17 protein-coding genes are annotated in these 20,390 nt (G+C 65.7%); 6 read left to right on the top strand and 11 right to left on the bottom strand.

The features are described from left to right. Position 1: 1 nt before the first annotated feature. Positions 2-1,402, bottom strand: coding sequence for an MFS transporter (locus tag ABIB45_RS07100; protein WP_354215200.1), 1,401 nt, complete (start codon positions 1,400-1,402; stop codon positions 2-4). A 273-nt stretch (positions 1,403-1,675) separates the two neighbouring features. On the opposite strand from ABIB45_RS07100, the gene ABIB45_RS07105 reads away from it, so the two are divergent. Next, positions 1,676-3,088, top strand: coding sequence for an MFS transporter (locus tag ABIB45_RS07105; protein ID WP_354215201.1), 1,413 nt, complete (start codon positions 1,676-1,678; stop codon positions 3,086-3,088). Between the two features lie 135 nt (positions 3,089-3,223). On the opposite strand, the gene ABIB45_RS07110 is transcribed toward ABIB45_RS07105, so the two are convergent. From ABIB45_RS07110 to ABIB45_RS07135, 6 genes are all read right to left on the bottom strand, one after another. Next, positions 3,224-3,955, bottom strand: coding sequence for a glutamine amidotransferase (locus ABIB45_RS07110; protein ID WP_354215202.1), 732 nt, complete (start codon positions 3,953-3,955; stop codon positions 3,224-3,226). Between the two features lie 118 nt (positions 3,956-4,073). Then, positions 4,074-4,526, bottom strand: coding sequence for a YybH family protein (locus ABIB45_RS07115; RefSeq protein WP_354215203.1), 453 nt, complete (start codon positions 4,524-4,526; stop codon positions 4,074-4,076). A 19-nt stretch (positions 4,527-4,545) separates the two neighbouring features. Continuing rightward, on the bottom strand, positions 4,546-6,348 hold the full coding sequence (locus ABIB45_RS07120; RefSeq protein WP_502909176.1) for an acetyl/propionyl/methylcrotonyl-CoA carboxylase subunit alpha: 1,803 nt from the start codon (positions 6,346-6,348) through the stop codon (positions 4,546-4,548). A gap of 142 nt (positions 6,349-6,490) precedes the next feature. Next, entirely contained in the window at positions 6,491-7,153 is a 663-nt protein-coding gene (locus tag ABIB45_RS07125; RefSeq protein ID WP_354215205.1) for a Maf family protein, read from the bottom strand. Positions 7,154-7,162: 9 nt separating this feature from the next. Then, complete coding sequence (locus tag ABIB45_RS07130; RefSeq protein ID WP_354215206.1) at positions 7,163-9,688, bottom strand: MMPL family transporter; 2,526 nt, start codon at positions 9,686-9,688, stop codon at positions 7,163-7,165. A 1-nt stretch (position 9,689) separates the two neighbouring features. After that, positions 9,690-10,370 carry a TetR/AcrR family transcriptional regulator gene (locus ABIB45_RS07135; protein ID WP_354215207.1) on the bottom strand — a complete coding sequence of 227 codons (681 nt, stop codon included), beginning with the start codon at positions 10,368-10,370 and terminating at the stop codon, positions 9,690-9,692. A gap of 160 nt (positions 10,371-10,530) precedes the next feature. On the opposite strand from ABIB45_RS07135, the gene ABIB45_RS07140 reads away from it, so the two are divergent. Then, positions 10,531-11,094, top strand: coding sequence for a hypothetical protein (locus ABIB45_RS07140; RefSeq protein ID WP_354215208.1), 564 nt, complete (start codon positions 10,531-10,533; stop codon positions 11,092-11,094). Between the two features lie 135 nt (positions 11,095-11,229). Here ABIB45_RS07140 and ABIB45_RS07145 read toward each other — a convergent pair whose 3' ends face one another. The 4 genes from ABIB45_RS07145 to ABIB45_RS07160 form a co-directional block, all read right to left on the bottom strand. Then, a complete protein-coding gene (locus ABIB45_RS07145) occupies positions 11,230-12,681 on the bottom strand; it encodes a dicarboxylate/amino acid:cation symporter (RefSeq protein WP_354215209.1) in 1,452 nt (483 codons plus the stop codon). A 227-nt stretch (positions 12,682-12,908) separates the two neighbouring features. Continuing rightward, the gene (locus tag ABIB45_RS07150) at positions 12,909-14,606 is read right to left on the bottom strand and encodes a DUF885 domain-containing protein (protein ID WP_354215210.1); all 1,698 of its coding nucleotides are present in this window, start codon (positions 14,604-14,606) and stop codon (positions 12,909-12,911) included. A gap of 9 nt (positions 14,607-14,615) precedes the next feature. Further along, positions 14,616-14,864, bottom strand: a complete 249-nt coding sequence (locus ABIB45_RS07155; RefSeq protein WP_354215211.1) for an acyl-CoA carboxylase subunit epsilon — start codon at positions 14,862-14,864, stop codon at positions 14,616-14,618. After that, a complete protein-coding gene (locus ABIB45_RS07160) occupies positions 14,861-16,444 on the bottom strand; it encodes an acyl-CoA carboxylase subunit beta (RefSeq protein ID WP_354215212.1) in 1,584 nt (527 codons plus the stop codon). Before ABIB45_RS07160 ends, ABIB45_RS07155 begins: the two co-directional genes overlap by 4 nt. A gap of 239 nt (positions 16,445-16,683) precedes the next feature. On the opposite strand from ABIB45_RS07160, the gene ABIB45_RS07165 reads away from it, so the two are divergent. The 4 genes from ABIB45_RS07165 to ABIB45_RS07180 all read left to right on the top strand — a co-directional run bounded on the left by ABIB45_RS07165 (position 16,684) and on the right by ABIB45_RS07180 (position 20,264). After that, a complete protein-coding gene (locus ABIB45_RS07165; RefSeq protein WP_354215213.1) occupies positions 16,684-17,586 on the top strand; it encodes an SDR family oxidoreductase in 903 nt (300 codons plus the stop codon). Between the two features lie 66 nt (positions 17,587-17,652). Continuing rightward, positions 17,653-18,561, top strand: coding sequence for a biotin--[acetyl-CoA-carboxylase] ligase (locus ABIB45_RS07170; protein WP_354215214.1), 909 nt, complete (start codon positions 17,653-17,655; stop codon positions 18,559-18,561). Then, the gene (locus ABIB45_RS07175) at positions 18,554-19,153 is read left to right on the top strand and encodes a PH domain-containing protein (RefSeq protein WP_354215215.1); all 600 of its coding nucleotides are present in this window, start codon (positions 18,554-18,556) and stop codon (positions 19,151-19,153) included. Before ABIB45_RS07170 ends, ABIB45_RS07175 begins: the two co-directional genes overlap by 8 nt. Beyond that, positions 19,140-20,264, top strand: a complete 1,125-nt coding sequence (locus ABIB45_RS07180; protein ID WP_502909171.1) for an adenylate/guanylate cyclase domain-containing protein — start codon at positions 19,140-19,142, stop codon at positions 20,262-20,264. Before ABIB45_RS07175 ends, ABIB45_RS07180 begins: the two co-directional genes overlap by 14 nt. Positions 20,265-20,390: the final 126 nt, after the last annotated feature.

The raw sequence follows: 20,390 nt of genomic DNA on the forward strand, positions 1-20,390 counted from the left end.
GTTAGACGTGTCCCATCGCGTTTCGGTTGGCGTTGCGGATGTAGCAGAACCAGCAGACCGCCAGCATCAGGACGTACGCTCCCACGAAGCCGTAGAACGCCGGGGTGTAGGAGCCGGTGGCCGTGTTGGATGCGTTCAGTACCTGCGGGATCACAAACCCGCCGTAGGCCCCGATGGCCGAGATAAGGCCAAGGGCTGAGGAAGCGAGCCGCTGGGTGGCCACTGAGTTTGCCCCGGTGCGGGCGGCGCGGCTGGAGGTGGCGAAGATGACCGGGATCATGCGGTACGTGGCACCGTTTCCGAAGCCGCTGGCGGTGAAGAGCATCAGGAAGAGGACCAGGAAGAGCCAGAAGTTCTTCAGCGGCAGGGTCCAGATCATGGTCAGCGTGATGACTGCCATCGAGGCGAACGCCGCCACGGTCATCCGCGCGCCGCCCATCCGGTCAGCCATCCGGCCGCCGTAAGGACGGGCCAGGGAACCGACCAGCGGGCCAAGGAACGCCAGGGACAGCGCCATGGTGCCGACTCCGATCGAGGAGAACTCCGGGAAGTAGTCCTTGATGAGCTTCGGGAAAACGCCGGCGAAGCCGATGAACGACCCGAAGGTACCGATGTACAGCAGCGCCATGATCCACAGGTGCGGTTCCTTCAGCGCTGCGACCGAGCCGGCCACGTCACCCTTGGCGCTGGTGAGGTTGTCCATGTACTTCCAGGCACCGAAAGCGGCGATCAGGATGAAGGGGATCCACATCCAGCCGGCCATCGGAAGGTTGACGGTACCCGCAGCGAGCAGCGTGATGACAATCGGCACGGCCAGCTGTGCGACGGCTGCACCCATGTTGCCGCCGGCGGCGTTCAGGCCCAGGGCCCAGCCCTTCTCCCGGGCCGGGTAGAAGAAGGTGATGTTGGCCATCGAGCTGGCGAAGTTGCCGCCGCCGAAACCGGCCAGGGCTGCCACGAACAGCATGACGCCGAAGGGGGTTTCGGGGTTGGAGACACAGAGTCCCAGCCCGGTCGCGGGAATCAGGAGGAGGAGCGCGGACACGATGGTCCAGTTCCGGCCGCCGAAGCGGGGAACCATAAAGGTGTAGGGGATGCGGAGCGTGGCGCCTACCAGGCTGGGCATCGAGATGAGCCAGAAGATCTCCGAGGTGGAGAACGTAAAGCCTGCCGCGGGGAGCTGGACCACCACGATGGACCAGAGCTGCCAGACCACGAAACCGAGGAACTCAGCGAAGATGGACCAGTTCAGGTTGCGGCGGGCGATCGCGCGGCCGGCGGACTCCCACTGCTCTTTGTTCTCGGCGTTCCAGTTGGCGATCCAGCGGCCCGGGCGGAATTCAAGGGCGGGGGCGGCTGCGGTTCGGGTGGTGCGGATATCTGCAGTGCGGTCAGCGGTCACTGCGTGCCTCCTTTGGGGGAATGTTGTTCCTCCACGCTAAGGACGGCGCGTTTCGCGGACGGTCGCCGTGTGTTAACGCCCTGTGACTTTTCCCTGTCTGCCCCTGGAAAGCGGCGTGAGGCGGGGTGAAGGGCCACGAAGTGAGACAAACCCCGCGTGTCCAGATGCTGGAATCCTTGTCCATTGACTGGACGGCGGGAACTAATATTGGACTCTAACTACTGCGCGCCTGGCCTCATCATGCCCGGCCGGTTCTCATGAAAGTGTGTCCATATGTCTTCCACACAAACCTCCGCGGAGCAAGGATCACCCAAGGCAGTGAACACGCGCGGCCGCGTGATTGTTGCCAGCCTGATCGGTACCACTGTGGAGTTCTACGACTTCTACGTCTATGCGACCGCCGCTGTGCTGGTCTTCCCGGCACTGTTCTTCCCCAACCAGAACGAGACCACGCAGCTGCTCAGCTCCTTCGCAGTATTCGGCGTCGCGTTCGTGGCCCGACCCTTGGGATCGATCGTCTTTGGCCACTTCGGTGACAAGTTCGGCCGCAAGGGCACCCTGGTGGCTTCGCTGCTGACCATGGGTATTGCCACGTTCCTCATCGGCTGCCTGCCCACTGCGCTCGTCCCCGGCTGGCAATTCTGGGCCCCTGCCCTCCTGGTGGTCATGCGCTTTGCCCAGGGCCTGGCCCTCGGCGGCGAATGGAGCGGTGCGGCCCTCCTGGCCACCGAAAACGCCCCCGCCAACAAGCGCGCCATCTACGGCACGTTCCCACAGCTCGGTGCGCCCATCGGCTTCATCATCGCCAACGTGATCTTCCTCGTGGCCAGCTACACACTGTCGCCGGAAGCCTTCCTGGCCTGGGGCTGGCGTGTGCCGTTCCTGATCAGCGCCGTGATGGTCATCATCGGGCTCTACGTCCGTCTCAAGTTGATCGAGACGCCTGCCTTCACCAAGGTCCTCGAGTCCAAAGAGGTGGCCAAGCTGCCCCTGGCGCGGGTCTTCAAGACCAGCTGGCGCCAATTGATCCTGGGCACGTTCATTATGCTCGCCACCTATGTGCTCTTCTACCTGATGACCACGTTCACGCTGACCTACGGCACCCGCGCCGCCAGCCTGGATACAGCTAGGGCAGCCGCTGAGAAGGCCGGCAAGCCGATGTCTGAAGCAGCAGCTGCTGCATTCGTTCCAGGTTTGGGCTTCAGCCGCAACGATTTCCTCTGGATGCTGATTGCCGGCGTCGTGTTCTTCGGTATTTTCACATTGGTCTCCGGGCCGTTCGCCGAGAAGTTCGGCCGCCGCAGGATGCTGCTGGCGGTGACCGCCGGCATCTTTGTGTTCGGCCTGCTGTGGGTTCCGCTCTTCAGCGGCGGCTTTGTAGGGACCATGGCCCTGCTGATCCTGGGCTTTTCGCTCATGGGACTGACGTTCGGGCCCATGGGCGCCGTCCTGCCGGAACTCTTTCCCACCAACGTCCGGTACACCGGTTCGGCCATTAGCTACAACTTCTCCAGCATTCTGGGCGCAGCCGTGGCACCGTTCATCGCCGTCTGGCTGTGGGAAATGGCGAAGGGCAGCCCGGTGCTGGTTGGTGTCTACCTGACCGTCATGTCCGTCCTGACGCTGTTCGCCCTGTTCCTGAGTAAGGAAACCAAGGACACGGACTACGAGAACAACGTAGCCTGACGTTCCAGCCCGCTTACTGCCGGAAACGCCCGGCGTGTTCCCTGGTAGTCCGGGGAGCGCGCCGGGCATTTCTGCGTCCGGGACCAAGCAGCCGGGCCGGAACGCACGACGGCGGGCTCCCGACAGTCCGGGAGCTCAGCTGCGGTAGCGGGCCACGAAATTCTTCAGGATGCTCATGGGTTCGGTGACAGTGGAGCGGCGGGCTTTCGCCATCAGCTCCTCCGCGGACTCCGGCGGGAAGTACCCGGCATGGCGGTAGATATCTATCCGGGTGACCAGGCCCTCGACATCCAGTTCGGGATGGAACTGCGTGGCGTACAGGTTCTGTTTGATCCGGAACATCTGGACGGGGCACGCCTGGGAGGACGCGAGCAGCACGGCATGCGAAGGCAGTGTGGTGCAGGCTTCCTTGTGGCCCGTGAAGGCGTTGAACCGGCGTGGCATTCCGCGCAGGACAGGGTCTGCGATGCCCGCCTCCGTCAGTTCGATCTCCACACCGCCCAGGGGTTCGCCGAACGTCCTGTCGATCACGGCACCCTGGTGTGTTCCCAGCGTTCCCACCCCGTAGCAGGCGCCGAGGAATGGAAAGTCCTGGTCCACGATCAGGTCCAGCAGCCCGGCTAGCTCCCGTTCCACGCGGTGCTGGGTGGCGCTTTTGTGATCCGAGGGGTCGCTGGACGTGAACGGGCTGCCGCCCACAATCACCCCGGCGTACGCCGCCAGGTCAAGGTCCGGCAGGGGAGCGGCCTCCAGCCGGATGCGGCGGAGCTGTGCCGGGGCCAGGCCGGCGTACCGCAGGTAGGCGGCGTACTCGTCCTCCGCGGCGTCGTCTTCGGCCCGGGAGGCCAGGAGCAGGAAAGGCTTCACACGCTAAGTGTGCCCCAGGGCCCCACCCTCACGCCAAGAGCACAGGCCAATGCCAAGTGGTGCCGCGGACTCAATGGCTGCCGAACTCAATGTCCGCCGAACTTAGTATCGGCCGGACTCAGTGCCCGGCGGGTTCAACGGCCGGCTGGGCCAGGGACCGCCGGGACTGCGGGCGGGCAGCGGGGTCGGCGTGCCGGTGGACCAGCTTCCAATAGCCCTCTTCACGGCGGAAGATGCTGGTCACCCGCAGTGCGAACTCCTCCGTGAGCGGGGCGCCTTCCAGACGGGCCTTGAAGTGTTCGGTCTCCACCAGGTAGGCGGTGTCGCGTGCGGTGTAGGACGTGATGGTTTCGAACCCCAGCATCTCGCCGTCCTGGAACTGCCGCGATGCCTGGTCCAGGCGTGCTTCCACCTGCGCCCAGCCGCGGGCGATGCCGCCGAAAGGATTGGCCAGGGTGACGTCGTCAAGCCTGGAATACAGGTCCTTGACCGGCCCGGGATTACCGCGGGTGATCTCCGGAACGGCCAGGTGGTAGCTGGCCACTTCTTCTTCGAAACTGGGTGCGAGCATGGGGTGCCTCCGGCGGGGTCTAGTCTTCGATCGTGGCGATGACGGCGCCGGCCGAAACCGTCTCACCGGCCACTGCGCCGAGTCCGGCAATGGTGCCGGAACGGTGCGCGGTCAGGGGCTGTTCCATCTTCATGGCTTCCAGCACCACGATGAGGTCGCCTTCCGCCACAACGTCGCCGTTGGCCACGGCCACTTTGACGATGGTGCCCTGCATGGGGGACGTGAGGGCATTGCCGGTGGCGGCCGCCGCAGTGCCACCGGATCGGAGGCGTTTCTTGGACTTGCCGGCCTTCGCGCCGCTGCCGGAACCAGTGCCGACTGATCCCAGGGAAGCCGGCAGGACCACTTCGAGGCGTTTGCCGCCGACTTCAACCACCACGCGCTGGCGTTCCTCGGCGTCGGCCGCCTCAGCCTCGGTGCCGTTCGGCGTCCAGGCAGGGATGTCGTTGATGAAGGCGGTTTCGATCCAGCGGGTGTGGATGCTGAACGGCCCTTCCACGGGGGCGAAAGCAGGGTCCGAAACGACGGCGAGGTCGAAGGGGATCACGGTGGGGATGCCTTCCACCACCATTTCCTCCAAGGCCCTGCGTGAACGCTGCAGGGCCTGGGCGCGGGTGGCGCCGGTGACGATCAGCTTGGAGAGCATCGAGTCGAAGTTGCCGCTGATGACGTCCCCCTGTTCCACGCCCGAGTCGATCCGGACTCCCGGGCCGGTGGGGTTCTTCAAAGTGGTGATGGTGCCCGGAGCAGGCATGAAGTTGCGGCCTGGATCCTCGCCCGTGATGCGGAATTCGAACGAGTGGCCGCGGACCTCGGGATCGCCGTAGCCCAGCTCCTCGCCGCGGGCCACCCGGAACTGTTCGCGGACCAGGTCGATTCCGGTGACTTCCTCAGAGACGCAGTGCTCCACCTGAAGGCGGGTGTTGACCTCGAGGAAGGAGATGGCGCCGTCCTGGCCGACCAGGAATTCGCAGGTTCCGGCGCCTACGTAGCCGGCCTCCTTCATGATGGCCTTGGAGGATTCGTACAACCGGCGGTTCTGCTCTTCGGTGAGGAACGGGGCCGGGGCTTCCTCTACAAGCTTCTGGTTGCGGCGCTGCAGGGAGCAGTCGCGGGTGGAGATGACAACAACGTTGCCGTGGGCGTCCGCCAGGCATTGGGTTTCCACGTGCCGCGGGGCGTCCAGGAAGCGTTCGATGAAGCACTCGCCGCGGCCAAACGCTGCAGTGGCTTCGCGGACGGCCGATTCAAACAGTTCGGGAATTTCCTCGCGGGTGCGGGCCACCTTGATGCCACGGCCGCCACCGCCGAAAGCAGCCTTGATGGCCACCGGCAAGCCGAATTTGTCCACGAACTCAAGGATTTCCTCGGCCGACTGCACGGGATCGGCGGTGCCAGGAACCTGGGGTGCGCCCACCTTCTCGGCGATGTGGCGGGCCTGCACCTTGTCGCCCAGGGCGGAGATTGCCTCAGGGGAGGGGCCGATCCAGGTGATGCCGGCGTCGATCACCTTGGCGGCGAAGTCGGCGTTCTCGGCCAGGAAGCCATAGCCGGGGTGGATGGCGTCGGCGCCGGACTGGCGGGCAGCGTCAATAATTTTGTCCATCACCAGATAGGACTCGGCGGCGGTGTTGCCACCCAGGGAGTAGGCCTCATCAGCAAGCCGGACATGCAGCGCGTCGCGGTCAGGGTCGGCGTAGACAGCCACGGAGGCAATGCCCTCATCACGTGCCGCGCGGATGATCCGCACTGCGATTTCACCGCGGTTGGCGATCAGCACCTTGGTGAGGTTCGACTGCACGGGACTTGCGGACTGCTGCAAAATTGCTGACAAGGCGTCTCCTTCTTTCCTTCAGGGAGCCTAGCGCGATTTTGAGGGTTCCGCCGATATTACTTGCGGATTCCGTGGGTAAACGGGCGGAGCTTTGTAGGGAACCTACAATCGCACCGCAAATTGATCCGGACTACCCGGCCGGCCAAAGCTCCGTGATGCGCACGTTGGCCTGCGCCAGGAGGGCCCGTAGCGTCGAAATGGAGAGCCCGACGACGGCGTGCGGGTCCCCGTCCACCTTCCGGATGAACGCCCCGCCTAAGCCGTCGATGGTAAATGAGCCGGCGCAGTTCAGCGGCTCACCGGTGGCGATGTAGGCGTCGATTTCCTCCGGTTCCATGTCCGTGAAACATACCTCGGCGGAGGTGACCGCCCCGAGCGTGGCGCCGGAGCCCGGACCCGTGGACCCGGCGTCGTCGGCGCCGCCGTCGGCCGCCGTGTCGCGGCAGTCCACCAGCCAATGCCCGGTATGCAGCACCCCGCTGTTGCCGCTCATCCGGAGCATCCGTTCGCGGGCGACGTCGGCGGTGTACGGCTTGCCGTGTGCCTCGCCGTCGAACTCAAACACCGAGTCGCAGCCGATGACCAGCGCACCGTCCGCCTCCGGCAGCGCGGCCACGGCCTCGGCCTTGGCGCGTGCCAGCAGAAGTGCTGTGTCGTGCGGATCCGTGACCCCGTAGCGGGCCTGGACTGCGTCTTCATCAACGTCGGAGACCAGCACCGAGTGCCGGATTCCGGCGTCGGCCAGGAGTTTGGTGCGGGCGGGGGACTGGGAGGCCAAGATCAATCGGGTCACGGAGTCAGCCTAGTGGACCGGCTCGGAGAGCTTCCGCGTCCCGGATTCCCGGCGTTCCAGCTTGGCCCCCTCCACGTCGACATCGGGAAGGATGCGGTCCAGCCACTTCGGCAGCCACCAGGTCTTTTCGCCCAGCAGGTACATCACGGCCGGGACGATCGTCATGCGGACCACAAACGCATCCAGCAGCACACCGAACGCCATGGCGAAGCCCAGCGGCCGGACCATGGTCAGGTGGCTGAAGATGAAGCCGGCGAACACACTGACCATGATGATCGCGGCGGCGGTCACCACGGCGCCGGCATGGCTGAAGCCGATCCGTACAGCCTTTTTCGCCTGGGCGCCATGCATATAGGACTCGCGCATGCCGGATGCGATGAACACCTGGTAGTCCATGGCCAGGCCGAACAGCACACCGATCAGGATGATCGGCAGGAAGCTCAGCACCGCGCCGGGATTGGCGACGTCGAACACACCGCCCAGCCAGCCCCACTGGTAGACGGCCACCACCAGGCCGAACGCGGCGGCCAGGGACAGCAGGAAACCGCCGGTTGCCAGCAGCGGAACCACAATGGATCGGAACACCAGCAGTAACAGCACGAGGGAAAGTCCGACGACGATCGCCAGGTAGGGCGGCAGGGCGTCACCGAGTTTCGTGGAGACGTCGATGTTGCCCGCGGTCTGCCCTGTCAGGCCGATGGTGACTCCGGTATCGGACTTGATCTGTGCGCCGCGTTCGCGGAGCTCGCTGACCACCCGGACAGTGCCTGCCTTGGCGGGGCCCTCTTCGGGGATGACCTGGAACACCGCGGTGGTGCGGTCCACGCTCAATGCCACGGGCACAGCAGCCACCACGTTGTCCACGCCGCGGATCAGGTCCGCGACGTCGTACTGCAGTTCCTGGGCCTGTGTTTCGTCCAGGCCGGCCGGGAACTCGCCCACCACCACGATGGGGCCGGTGACACCTTCGCCGAAGCTGCGGGCGGTGACGTCGTAGGCCTGGTACGCCTCGGATTCGACCGGTTCGGAGCCGCCGTCGGGCAGTGCCAGCTGGAGCTGCGCGGCAGGCAGGGCGAGCGTGCCCAGGAGGAGCACACCGGCCGCGAGCGCCACGATGGGGTGCCGCGTTACCAGGCCACCCCAGCCCCGGGTGCTCTTGGCTTCGTCTTTGACCCGGTCGGCAGCCTCGTGGCCAGCCTCCGCGTTGTGGGCTTCGGCCTTGGCCCAGGCCCGCCGGGAAATGATGCGCCGCCCGATCAGGGACAGCATGGCCGGCGTCAGCGAGAGCGCCACCAGCACGGCCACCGCCACGGTGCCGGCCGCGGCCAGGCCCATCACGCTCAGGAACGGCAGGCCGGGCACCACGAGGGCCGCCAGGGCAATGATGACGGTCAGGCCGGCAAAGAACACCGCGTTGCCGGAGGTTCCGGTGGCACGCGCCACGGACTCCTCCGGATCCATGCCCGCGAGCAGCTGGGTCCGGTGCCGGTTGACGAGGAAGAGGGAATAGTCGATGCCCACGGCCAGGCCAAGCATCAGGGCGAGCATGGGGGAGATGGAGCTCATGTCGAACGCTCCGGACAGGGCGAAGGTGATGCCCACGCCAACTCCGACGCCGATCACGGCCATCAGGAGGGGCAGACCGGCAGCGATCAGGGTGCCGAGCATCAGGATCAGCACCAGGGCGGCCACGGCGATGCCGATGATTTCGGCGGTACCGAAGAGCTCAGAGATGTCCTCGGTGATTTCCTTGCTGGCCAGCGCCGTGACGCCGGCGGCCGATGTTTCGTGCGCAATGTCCTGGACCTGCTGGCGCACTGCGGGTGTCAGGGCGTTGATGGAAGTGTTGAACCGCACCTGGGCCACCGCAGCCTGGCCGTCCTCAGAAACGAACCTGATCCCGCGGGAGGCTTCAGCCTGCCGTTTGCCCAGGTCCAGCTTGGCCTTCGCGGCTTCGAGTTCCTGTGTGCCGGCAGCAAGCTGTACTTGGCCCTGGGCCACGGCTGCCTTCTGCTGTCCCAGCTGGGCCTCGATGATGGTGGCGGGCGCTCCGGCGGCCGTGAGCTGCTGCTCTGCGGCATTCAGCTGCGCTGCACCGGCGTCGAGCTCTGCCCGCGATGCGTCAAGGCGGGACTGGCCGGCGGAGAGCTGCTGCTCACCGTCCGTGATTGCCTGTCCGGCCTGGTCCAGCTGGGCCTGGGTGGCGAACGGATCCGTGGTGGCTTTGACTTCCGGCAGTTCGCCGAGTCTGGTGAGGGCCGCCGTAACGGCCGCGCGGCCCCCGTCGGTGAAGCCGCTGGCGGGGGCTTCGAACACGATGGTCGCGGAACCGCCAGAGGCGGCGGGCAGTTCTGCCTTCAGCTTGTCCGCGATGCGCTGGGTCTCGGTGCCGGGAATCTGGAAATTGTTGGACAGCGTGCCGTGGAAGGCGGCAGCGGAGCCGCCGACGGCCACCAATACGGCGAGCCAGAGAGATATGACCAGCCAGCGGTGCCGGTAGGAGAACTTGCCGAGGCGGTAGAGCAGCAGGGCCATGTCAGAGCCGTTCTTTGAGGAGGGTAGTGGGTGCAGCAGTGGGGGCGGTGCCGGCAGCGGTGGGGCTTCCGAAGCCGGAGCCAAGGTGGCCCATGGCATCAATCAGCAGTTGGCGCAGGATGGCGAGCGAGGCGGGGGAGAGGTCAGCGCCGCATTGGGCGAACCACACGTCCATGGCGGCCTTGCCGCAGGCGATGACCGAACCCGCGAGGGCCCGCAGGTAGAGCTCGTCGACGGCGGCACCCGGGGCGCCCGCGAAGCGTTCCCTGGCCGCGCTGATGATTTGTTCGGTGCAGTGGTCCCAGGCCTCCAGCTCGGAGCGGGACAGGAGAGCATTGTCCTGTGTCAGCGTGAACAGCTCAGCCAGTGGGGCCACGGTCATGGGGTCAGCCAGCTGCATGAGGGCGGTGCGGGCGGATTCAAGGATCGGCTCATCGGCGGGACGCTGCCGAAATTGCTGCAGGGCGCTGTCCAGGAAGCCGTGCGTTACCGAGGCCAGCGCCGCTTCGATGCTGCTGAAGTAGTTGAAGAAGGTACGCCGCGAGATCCCTGCCAGCTCGGCAATATCCTCCACCGTGAAGTTCCCCTGTCCTTTGCCGCGCAGCAGCGCCAGGGCAGCATCGGTGATGGCCTGATGGGTGGCGGCCTTGTTGAGTTCACGGCGCGTGAGAAGTTCGGGCATGAAGTTACACTACGTGCAAGTTTGCACGACGCGCAAATTAATTCACAGGAAGATGAAAGGTTCCCGACAGCTCACCCTGATGCTGCCTACAGAGACTGGAAGAGTCCCAATCAGGGACATACGACCAGCCGTCACCTGACGGCAGATCCAGGAGACAGAAATGGTACGGAAGAAAAGAATTGCCGTCGGCCTGACGGCCGCCGCGCTGGCCCTCGGTGCAGGGATCGGGATAGCCGGCGTGGCTTCGGCAACCACAACGCCTACGCCGAGCGCCAGCTCGAGCGCCTCCGCCGACGGCAGCACCAGCACTGCGCCTGCCCACGGCAAGGGCGGGCGCGGCGGCCATGGGCACGGCGGCTTCCGCGGCGTGGACGCCGCGGAACTTGCCACCAAGCTCGGCGTCGACGAGGCCAAGGTGACGGACGCGCTGAAGTCCTTCCGTGAGGCCAACAAACCCACCACCAAGCCGGCTGAAGGAGCGCGGCGGGACCCTGCAAACACGCAAGCTGAGCTCGCCAAGTCCCTTGCGGCTGCTCTCGGAGTGGACGAAGCCAAGGTGACGGCGGCACTGGACGAGCTGCGCACCGCTGAACAGGCAGAACATGCCGCGGCGCTGAAAACCCGCCTGGACACAGCGGTCACCGACGGCAAGCTGACCCAGGCTGAGGCGGACGCTGTCACCAAGGCCGTCCAGAACGGGGTGATTGGCGGCGGCGGGCGTTAAGCCACAACACCGCCCCCTAAAGAGTTTTTGTCCAGATAATGCCCATTTAAGTGACTCCGGGCGGCATTATCTGGACAAAAACTCAGGGCGGTGGGCGGTGCGGTGCGGGCCGCGTCGGTGGTGCGGGCGGCGGCGTCAGGCTTTCGCGTCGGCCAGTTCGCGTCCGGCGCCAGGAGAGTCAGTACCCCGGGCTGCGGCGGACGGATCCGCGGTGGGGGAGTCGGCGTCGTCGTCCGCGAACGGGTTGCCGTTGCGGGGCGCGTTGTAGAGCGTCTCGTCAAGGATGCCCTGGCGCTTGGACACGATAGCGGGGACGAGAGCCTGGCCCGCCACGTTGAGCGCGGTGCGGCCCATGTCCAGGATGGGATCGACGGCCAGCAGGAGGCCGACGCCGGCCAGCGGCAGTCCCAGCGTGGAGAGCGTCAGGGTGAGCATCACCACGGCGCCGGTGGTGCCGGCCGTCGCGGCGGAACCGAGGACCGAGACGAGCGCGATCAGCAGGTAGTGGCTGAAGTCCAGCTGGATGCCGAAGAACTGGGCCACAAAGATGGCCGAGATAGCCGGGTAGATTGCGGCGCAGCCATCCATCTTGGTGGTGGCGCCCAGGGGCACTGCGAAGGAGGCATACGCACGCGGAACGCCCAGGTTCCGTTCGGTGACTCGCTGGGTCAGCGGCAGGGTTCCGATCGACGAGCGGGAAACAAAGGCCAGCTGTACTGCCGGCCAGACGCCGGAGAAGTACTGCGTGACGGAGAGCCCGTGGCTGCGGACCAGGACCGGGTAGACAACAAACATCACCAGGGCCAGGCCGACGTAGATGGCGAATGTGAACTTGCCGAGCGCACCGATGGTGTCCCAGCCGTAGACGGCCACGGCGTTGCCGATCAGGCCCACGGTGCCGACAGGGGCAATCCGGATGATCCACCACAGGACCTTCTGGATGACGGCCAGCGCGGAGGCGTTGAGGTTCAGGAACGGCTCAGCGGCCTTGCCCACCTTGAGTGCGGCCACGCCGACGGCGATGGCGATCACCAGGATCTGGAGCACATTGAAGCTGACTGCGGTGGTGACGGCGCCGGATTCAGCCACGGTGGAGCTGGCACCCAGGGCGAGGAAGTTCTTGGGGAAGAGCCCGCTCAGGAAGGACCACCAGTCGCCGGTCTTGCCCGCGTACTTGGCCTCCTGGGTGATTCCGGTGTTCGCGCCGGGCTGCAGGAGCACGCCGAGCCCGATGCCGATCAGGACTGCGATCAGGGACGTGATGGCAAACCACAGCAGGGTGTTCCAGGCCAGCTTGGCGGCATTGGAAACCTGGCGCAGGTTGGAGATGGAACTGACCACTGCCGTGAAGATCAACGGGACCACAGCGGTCTGCAGCAGGGAGATATAGCTGGAGCCGACGGTCTGCAACGTGGCGCCGAGACCGTTGGGGGCCGCCTTCGTGCTGCCCGTGTATTTGGCCAGTAAGCCGAGGCCCAGGCCTACGATGAGGGCGGCGATGATCTGGAAGCCGAACGAGCCAGCCCACTTGGGCAGCTGGAAGCCGGTCTTTCCTGCGGGGTCGGGGGTGCGGGTTTGAGTGCTCACCAGAACACGCTAGGCCCACCCCAAATATCACGGCGAACGGATGTTGAGAAATGTTACGTCGCCGTATGGTCGTTCGCATCCTGAAATCCTCGGAAATCCGGTGTCATATAAGGGAAATATGAAGTTATTCCCGGCGGCCATGTGGCAAGACTCTCACCTTACTCAAGAGTTTTTGTCCAGATAATGCGTCCTCGACCGGCTTCAGGGCGCATTATCTGGACAAAAACTCAGGGGGTGGGAGGTTCCAGCAGAGCGCGCCTGAGCGTATCGAGGCCCACGGAGCCGATGTTGAGTGCCTTGGTGTGGAAGGCCTTCAGGTCGAATCCGGGCCGGCTCTCGAGGTCGGCGCGGATCTGTTCCCAGAGACGCTGGCCCACCTTGTAGGAGGGGGCCTGGCCTGGCCAACCGAGGTAGCGGGTGAATTCGAAGTTGAGCTGGCCCTCGCTGATGGGCAGGTTTTCCTTGAGGAAGGCGTAGCCCCTGTCCGGTGTCCAGGTCCCGGTGCCCCAGCGTTCGGGGATCTCAAGTTCCAGGTGGACGCCGATGTCGAACACCACCCGGGCCGCGCGCATCCGCTGCATGTCCAGCATGCCCATGTGGTCGCCCGGATCGGCCAAGTAGCCGAGTTCCTGCATCAGCTTCTCGGCGTACAGCGCCCAGCCCTCGCCATGTCCGGAGGTCCAGCAGACGTTGCGCCGCCACTTGTTGAGCAGTTCCCGGCGGTAGGTGGCGGTGGCTACCTGCAGGTGGTGCCCGGGGACGCCTTCGTGGAAGACGGTGGTGGTTTCGGCCCAGGTGGTAAAGGTCTCCTCGCCGGCAGGCACTGACCACCACATCCGGCCGGGACGGCTGAAATCATCGGAGGGGCCTGTGTAGTAAATGCCGCCCTCATCAGTGGGGGCGATGAGGCATTCGAGCTTCTTCATCACGTCAGGGATGTCGAAGTGCACACCGGCGAGGTCGGCAACAGCCTTGTCGGAGAGTCCCTGCATCCACGCCTTGAGCGCGTCCGTCCCCTTGAGCTGGCGGGCGGGGTCATTGTTGAGGAGGTCCTTCGCCTCCGCGATGCTGGCTCCGGGCTTGATGGTGGCGGCGACCTTTTTCTGCTCGGAAATGAGTCTGCCGAGTTCCTGGAGGCCCCACTCGTAGGTCTCTTCGAGGTCGACGGCGGCGCCCAGGAACGAGCGCGAGGCCAGCGCGTAGCGTTCCCGGCCCACCGCATCCTTTTCCGGGGCGGCAGGCAGCAGTTCCGCGCGGAGGAACTCTGCAAGGCCGCGGTAGGCACCCCGCGCCGCGGCAGCACCGGCGTCGAGCTTTACCTGCCCTGCAGTGTCCAGCGGGCCTTCGCCGGTGCGCGCACCGGCGGCGAGCTTAGCGAAGAAGCCGTCGTCGGCAGCGTACTTGGTGGTCTGCTCGATAACGATCGAAACCTGGCGTGCGGCTGACACTTTCCCCGAGTCACGGGCCCGGCGAAGGGATTCGATGTAGCCCGCGATGGCGCCGGGAACGTTGAGTGCGCGGGCCGCGATGTGCTCCCAGTGCTCGGCGCTATCCGTGGGCATCAGGTCAAAAATGGCCCGGATGTCCTGCGCGGGCGAGGCGATGTTGTTCAGGTCCGCTTCGTCCCAGCCGGATTCGTGGATTTCCAGCTGCAGACCCAGCCGCTCACGCATGGCGTCCAGGGTGACACCGTCCACATCGTCCTGCGGTTCCAGACCGTCCAGGGCGGCCAGCGCCCTCCGGGCCTCCGCCGCGAATTCGGCGATGCCGGCACGGGAGTAGTCCTGGTACTCGGTCTCGTGGCCGGGCAGCCCCAGTTCGGTGGCGAAACTCGGATTCAGCCGGATAAGCGTGTCGGTATAGTCATTCGCCACGGCATCGATGACGGTGGGCGGACGGACGGCAGGCGGGGTTTCGGTAGTCACCCCACGAGCCTAGCCCCGGCTTCGCTTCCACGCGCCGGGACCCGGCGTCGGCGCGAGCCGCAATTGCTGCCGTCGCACCCAGTGACGCAGCGGGAGCTTCGCGGTCGCCGCTGGGTCTGTGCCGCCCAGGGAAAGCACGACGGCGGTCAGCGCCGCGAGCTCCTCGGCAGACGGTTCGCCTTTGACCACAGAAATCAGCGGGGCCGAAGATGCCTCAGGGGTTTCGACAGGCTCAAGCACCGGATTTTTCGCGCTCACAGCGGGATGTTCCCGTGTTTTTTGGCGGGCAGGCTGGCCCGCTTGTCACGGAGGGCGCGCAGGCCCCTGATGATCTGGAGCCTTGTTTCGGACGGTGCGATGACCGCGTCCACGTAACCCAGCTGGGCAGCCTGGTAAGGGTTCAGCAGCTCCTCTTCGTACTGTTGGACGACTTCGGCACGGCGGGCCTCAACGTCGCCGCCGGCCTCGGCAACGGCGGCCAGGTCGCGGCGGTACAGGATGTTGACTGCACCCTGGGCGCCCATCACGCCGATCTGGGCTGTGGGCCAGGCCAGATTCAGGTCCGCGCCGAGTTTCTTTGATCCCATCACGATGTATGCTCCGCCGTAGGCCTTGCGGGTGATGACGGTCAGTTTGGGGACGGTGGCCTCGGCGTACGCGTACAGCAGTTTGGCGCCACGGCGGATGATGCCCTGGAACTCCTGGTCCTTGCCGGGCAGGAAGCCCGGCACGTCCACCAGCGTGATGATGGGGACATTGAACGCGTCGCAGTTCCGGACGAAGCGGGCGGCCTTTTCCGAGGCGGCGATGTCCAGGGTGCCGGCAAACTGCATCGGCTGGTTGGCCACGATTCCAACCGTGTGCCCCTCCACCCGGCCGTAGCCGATGATCACGTTGGGTGCATACAAGGACTGCATCTCCAGGAAGTGCGCGTCGTCCACGATCTGCTCGATCACCGTGCGCATGTCGTAGGGCTGGTTGGCGGAGTCCGGCACGAGCGTATCCAGGGCGAGGTCGTCGTCGTCCGCCTCCAGCTCCTGCTGGTGCTCCAGCACCGGCGCCTCGGCGAGGTTGTTGGACGGCAGGAAGTCCAGCAGTTCGCGGACGAAGCCGATCGCATCGGCTTCGTCGGAGGCCAGGTAGGTGGACGTGCCCGTGTTGGCATTGTGCTGCCGGGCCCCGCCCAGCGTTTCCATGTCCACATCCTCGCCGGTGACGGTCTTGATGACGTCCGGGCCGGTGATGAACATGTGCGAGGTCTTGTCCACCATCACCACGTAGTCGGTAAGCGCGGGGGAGTACGCGGCGCCGCCGGCGGACGGTCCCATAATGAGCGAAATCTGCGGGACCACGCCGGAAGCATGGACGTTGTTGCGGAAGATGTCCGCAAACATGGCCAGCGAGGCAACGCCTTCCTGGATGCGGGCGCCGCCGCCGTCGAGGATGCCCACCACCGGGCAGCCGTTGCGCAGGGCGAACTCCTGGACCTTGACGATCTTCTCGCCGTTGACCTGGCTCAGCGACCCGCCGTAGACGGAGAAGTCCTGGCTGTAGACCGCCACCGGGCGGCCGTCAACCGTGCCGTAGCCGGAGACCAGGCCGTCACCGAGCGGCTTTTTGTTTTCCATGCCAAAGGCTGTGGAGCGGTGGACTGCCAGCGCATCCAGCTCCACGAAAGAGCCTTCATCCAGCAGGAGGTCAACGCGCTCGCGGGCGGTGTTCTTGCCGCGGGCATGCTGCTTTTCGACGGCTTCGGGACCGGATGGCAGCTCTGCACGGGCCTGGCGGTCGCGGAAGTCGGCGATTTTTCCCGCTGTCGTGGTCAGATCGTGGCTCATCAAGTGTCTCCGGCTCTATAGCAGATTGGTGCTGTAACAATGTGGTGCTGCGTGCGGTGGTGCCTGGCAGGTCACGTGCGGCATTTAAGTAGCTTCTCCACACAAAAGACGAACCCTGCTGGCTAGTCTAATGACGCATCAATGCAGGACGGCTGTAGAAAACCTACAATTTTCCGCCACATCCAGCGGCCAGGACGTATGTTACTGGTGAGTAACATATCTCGGCTACAGTGGAGCCCATGACTTCCAGCAACGATGCACGGTCCGCCGCCGCAACGCCCTACCAGGCCACCGGTTCGCTGCGGGGACGCACCATTCTGATGTCCGGCGGCAGCCGCGGCATCGGGCTGGCCATTGCCACCCGTGCTGCCCGCGACGGCGCCCACATTGTCCTGCTGGCCAAGACGGGTCAGCCGCACGCCACGCTGGCAGGCACCGTCCACAGCGCCGCCGAACAGATCGAGGCCGCCGGCGGCGAGGCGTTGGCCATCGTGGGCGATGTCCGCCGCGACGGGGATGTCGCAGGGGCCGTGGCCGCCGCCGTCGAGCGCTTCGGCGGGATCGATGTGGTCCTCAACAACGCCTCCGCGATCGATCTGTCCACAACGGACGGGGTGGACATGAAGCGCTATGACCTGATGCAGGACATCAACGTCCGCGGGACGTTCCTGCTGTCCAAGCTGGCACTGCCGGCGCTGCGCAAGTCGGCCAACGGCCACATCCTCACCCTGTCGCCGCCCCTGAACCTCGACCCGGTGTGGGCGGGCAGGCATCTTGCCTACACCATGGCCAAGTACGGCATGAGCCTGACCACCCTCGGGCTGGCCGAGGAGCTCAAGGAGGACGGGATCAGCGTCAACTCCCTCTGGCCGTGCACACTGATCGATACCGCCGCCATCCGGAATATGCCCGGCGGCCGGGCCATCGTGCAGGCTGCCCGCGGGCCGGAGATCATGGCCGATGCTGCCCATGCCATCCTGACCGGCAGCAATCAGCCCGGCACCCCGCGTGCGGGCCAGGCGGGGGCCAGCGGCAACTTTTACACAGACGAACAGGTGCTCACAGCGGCAGGCGTCACCGACTTCCGGCCCTACAGTCTCGGGGCCGCCGAGGAGCAGCTCGTTCCGGACATTTTTCTCTGAGGCGCATTCCAGGCATGTGGCCGCCGGAACAGCCGCCGGCGCGGCGTGAGTCGATAGGATTCAACCATGGCTGACACACACGCACCAGGAAGTCCTTTGAACCGCGGAGCCCTGGCGGACCAGGATTTCCTGGCCGCTACCGGCATCGCGAAGGTGGTTGTGATGGACTCCACCGGGTCCACCAACGCGGACCTCCTGCGCGGACTCACCGTTGAGCCAAAAGAGTGGCCTGACCTGTCCGTGCTGACGGCTGAGTACCAGACCGCGGCGCGCGGCAGGCTGGACCGGACCTGGGAAGCGCCGCCGCTGAGTTCCGTCTCCGTTTCCATGGTTTTGCGGCCAGCCAACGCGGCGGGCAGGCCCCTGCCCACCCACACCTATTCGTGGCTGTCGCTGCTGGGCGCGCTGGCGCTAAGGCAGACACTGCGGGAGACGGCCGGCATCCCGGCCGAGCTTAAATGGCCCAATGATGTCCTGGTCCGTGGCCGCAAGATCGCCGGGATTTTGGCCCAGATGGGGCCCATGGGCGACGGTTCCGTGCCGGCGGTAGTCCTGGGGACCGGCCTAAACGTGACGCTGACCGAAGCCGAACTCCCGGTGCCCACAGCCACGTCCGTGGCACTTGAGCAGCCGCTGACTGTTGACCGGACCCAGCTGCTTAAGAGCTATCTGGCGCACTTCGCCGTGCTCTACCGCAGTTTCTGCAATGCCGACGGCGACCCCACCGCCGGGATGGCCGGTGGCCCTTCGCTCCACAAGCGGGTGGAGTCCGTGATGGTCACGCTGGGCAGGCAGGTGCGCGCGCAATTGCCCGGCGACCACGAGATAATCGGCCATGCCACCAGGCTGGACGAGTACGGATCCCTGCTCGTGGTGGACAAAGACGCCCGCGAACATGTGGTGACCGCCGGCGATGTAGTTCATCTGCGCCCGTGGACCCCGCCCGGCCAGGGCACCGAAGGCGGTTATGCGTAAAGGCCTCGTGCCGGGCGAACAGGTCATCACCACCACCCGTCCGCAGCCGAGGAAACTGGCCGGCCCGGCCGCACTCTTCATCGCCGCGCCCGCCGCCGCGGCCTTCGCCAGCGCCTGGACTCTGCGGGGTGAGGCCAGCCGCGTGGTGCCGGCGGTCTCGGCGGACTGGACACCGTGGATCGTCCTGGCATGCGTGCTCGCCGCTGCATGGATATGGTTGGCATATTGCCTGCCCCGGCTGGTGCGCTGGCAGGGGACCCGGTACATACTCACCAGCCAGCGGATTGTGGCCCGCTACGGAATTCTGCGGCGGCGTGATGAGCAGGTAAACCTCGCCTCGGTCCGCAACGTGACGGTCCACCAGTCGGTGGTGCAGCGCATATTGCGCTCCGGGAATATATCCTTGGAAACCGGATACCAAAGTGTGGTGACCGTCCAGGACGTCCCGGAAGCCGCACGGTTCCGGGACTTTGTGCTGGATGCGATGGCCGAACTGCCCGAGGGCAGGGATCCGGAGACCGATGAATCGTGGGACAGTGCCGGGGACGTATTGCCGTGGGAATTGAGAGAAGGTGGACATGATGAACGATGAGGAAGAACAGGGCGAGCCGGCCCTGCCAGCCCCCGCAGCTGAGACTGCCCACCCCCCAACAGGCACGTCGTCCGTCGAGCGGCTGGCGGCCAAATTACTCGAGACCAAGCTGCTCGGTGGCGAGCGCAAGCTGAGGCGCCGCGAAGTGGCCGCCGGGGCCGGTCTGTCGCTCCTGTCGGCGCGGAAGCTGTGGCGCGCCCTCGGCTTCCCGAACTTCGGGGACGACGACGTCGCCTTCACGGAACGTGACCAGGCAGCGCTCTCCACAGTGGTGGACCTGGTCCGCTCCGGGGTTCTGACCGAGGAGGCCGCCATCTCCGTGACCCGTTCCATCGGGCAGATGACCGACAGGATGGTGGTCTGGCAGATCGAAGCCCTCGTGGAGGACATGGTTCACGAGCAGGGTGTCACCGACGCCCTGGCCCGCAAGCGACTGGTCCAGGAACTGCCGGCACTGCTGGACGCGCTGGAGCACATGCTCGTCTACTCGTGGCGGCGGCAGCTGAACGCCGGCGTGCAGCGGCTTGCCGTCCGCGCCGAGGCTGGCCTGCAGGCCAGCGAGGAAGGCCGCGAAGGCGACGAAGACGACGCTCCGCTGCCCCTGGCACGTGCCGTGGGCTTCGCCGACCTGGTCTCCTACACGAGCCTGTCCCGCCGGATGAATGAAAAGACCCTCGCCCGGCTGGTCCAGCGCTTTGAGAACAAATGCGCCGAGATCATCTCCGTGGGTGGTGGCCGGCTGGTTAAGACAGTGGGTGACGAAGTCCTGTACATCGCGGAAACGCCGGCTGCAGGCGCAGAAATATCGCTCGCCCTGGCAGAGGCCTTCACCGAGGATGAGATCCTTCCCGAAGCGCGGGTGGCGATGGTCTGGGGGCGGATACTGTCCCGGCTCGGCGATATTTACGGACCCACGGTCAACCTCGCTGCCCGACTGACCACCCTGGCTGATCCGGGTACGGTCCTGATCGATTCCATGACGGCGTCCGCGCTGGATCAGGACGAACACTTCGTCCTGGTCCCGCAGCCCGCCGAAAACGTGCGCGGGTTCGGTGAAATCCATCCGGTGCTGCTGGCCCGAGGCGAAGGCAAGGGCCTGGTAGTCGACTAGGATTTGGCTCCGGCCAGGGCGATACGCAGGGCACCGTGTGCTGAGCCCGCTGGGCCCCGATTGGCTCACCTGCGGGTTTATCCAGTTGTTGGCGAATCACGCTATAGTCGTCTGTGGCGGCCGATC

Origin of the sequence: Arthrobacter sp. UYCo732, assembly GCF_040547265.1 — a bacterium.
Lineage (GTDB): Bacteria > Actinomycetota > Actinomycetes > Actinomycetales > Micrococcaceae > Arthrobacter.

What these genes read in the sequence shown, in the direction of transcription:
- ABIB45_RS07160 (WP_354215212.1), bottom strand. Translation starts at nt 16,444, where the DNA reads ATGAGCCACGATCTGACCACGACAGCGGGAAAAATCGCCGACTTCCGC.
- ABIB45_RS07135 (WP_354215207.1), bottom strand. Translation starts at nt 10,370, where the DNA reads ATGCCCGAACTTCTCACGCGCCGTGAACTCAACAAGGCCGCCACCCAT.
- ABIB45_RS07115 (WP_354215203.1), bottom strand. Translation starts at nt 4,526, where the DNA reads ATGCTCGCACCCAGTTTCGAAGAAGAAGTGGCCAGCTACCACCTGGCC.
- ABIB45_RS07180 (WP_502909171.1), top strand. Translation starts at nt 19,140, where the DNA reads ATGATGAACGATGAGGAAGAACAGGGCGAGCCGGCCCTGCCAGCCCCC.
- ABIB45_RS07140 (WP_354215208.1), top strand. Translation starts at nt 10,531, where the DNA reads ATGGTACGGAAGAAAAGAATTGCCGTCGGCCTGACGGCCGCCGCGCTG.
- ABIB45_RS07170 (WP_354215214.1), top strand. Translation starts at nt 17,653, where the DNA reads ATGGCTGACACACACGCACCAGGAAGTCCTTTGAACCGCGGAGCCCTG.
- ABIB45_RS07105 (WP_354215201.1), top strand. Translation starts at nt 1,676, where the DNA reads ATGTCTTCCACACAAACCTCCGCGGAGCAAGGATCACCCAAGGCAGTG.
- ABIB45_RS07175 (WP_354215215.1), top strand. Translation starts at nt 18,554, where the DNA reads ATGCGTAAAGGCCTCGTGCCGGGCGAACAGGTCATCACCACCACCCGT.
- ABIB45_RS07130 (WP_354215206.1), bottom strand. Translation starts at nt 9,688, where the DNA reads ATGGCCCTGCTGCTCTACCGCCTCGGCAAGTTCTCCTACCGGCACCGC.
- ABIB45_RS07165 (WP_354215213.1), top strand. Translation starts at nt 16,684, where the DNA reads ATGACTTCCAGCAACGATGCACGGTCCGCCGCCGCAACGCCCTACCAG.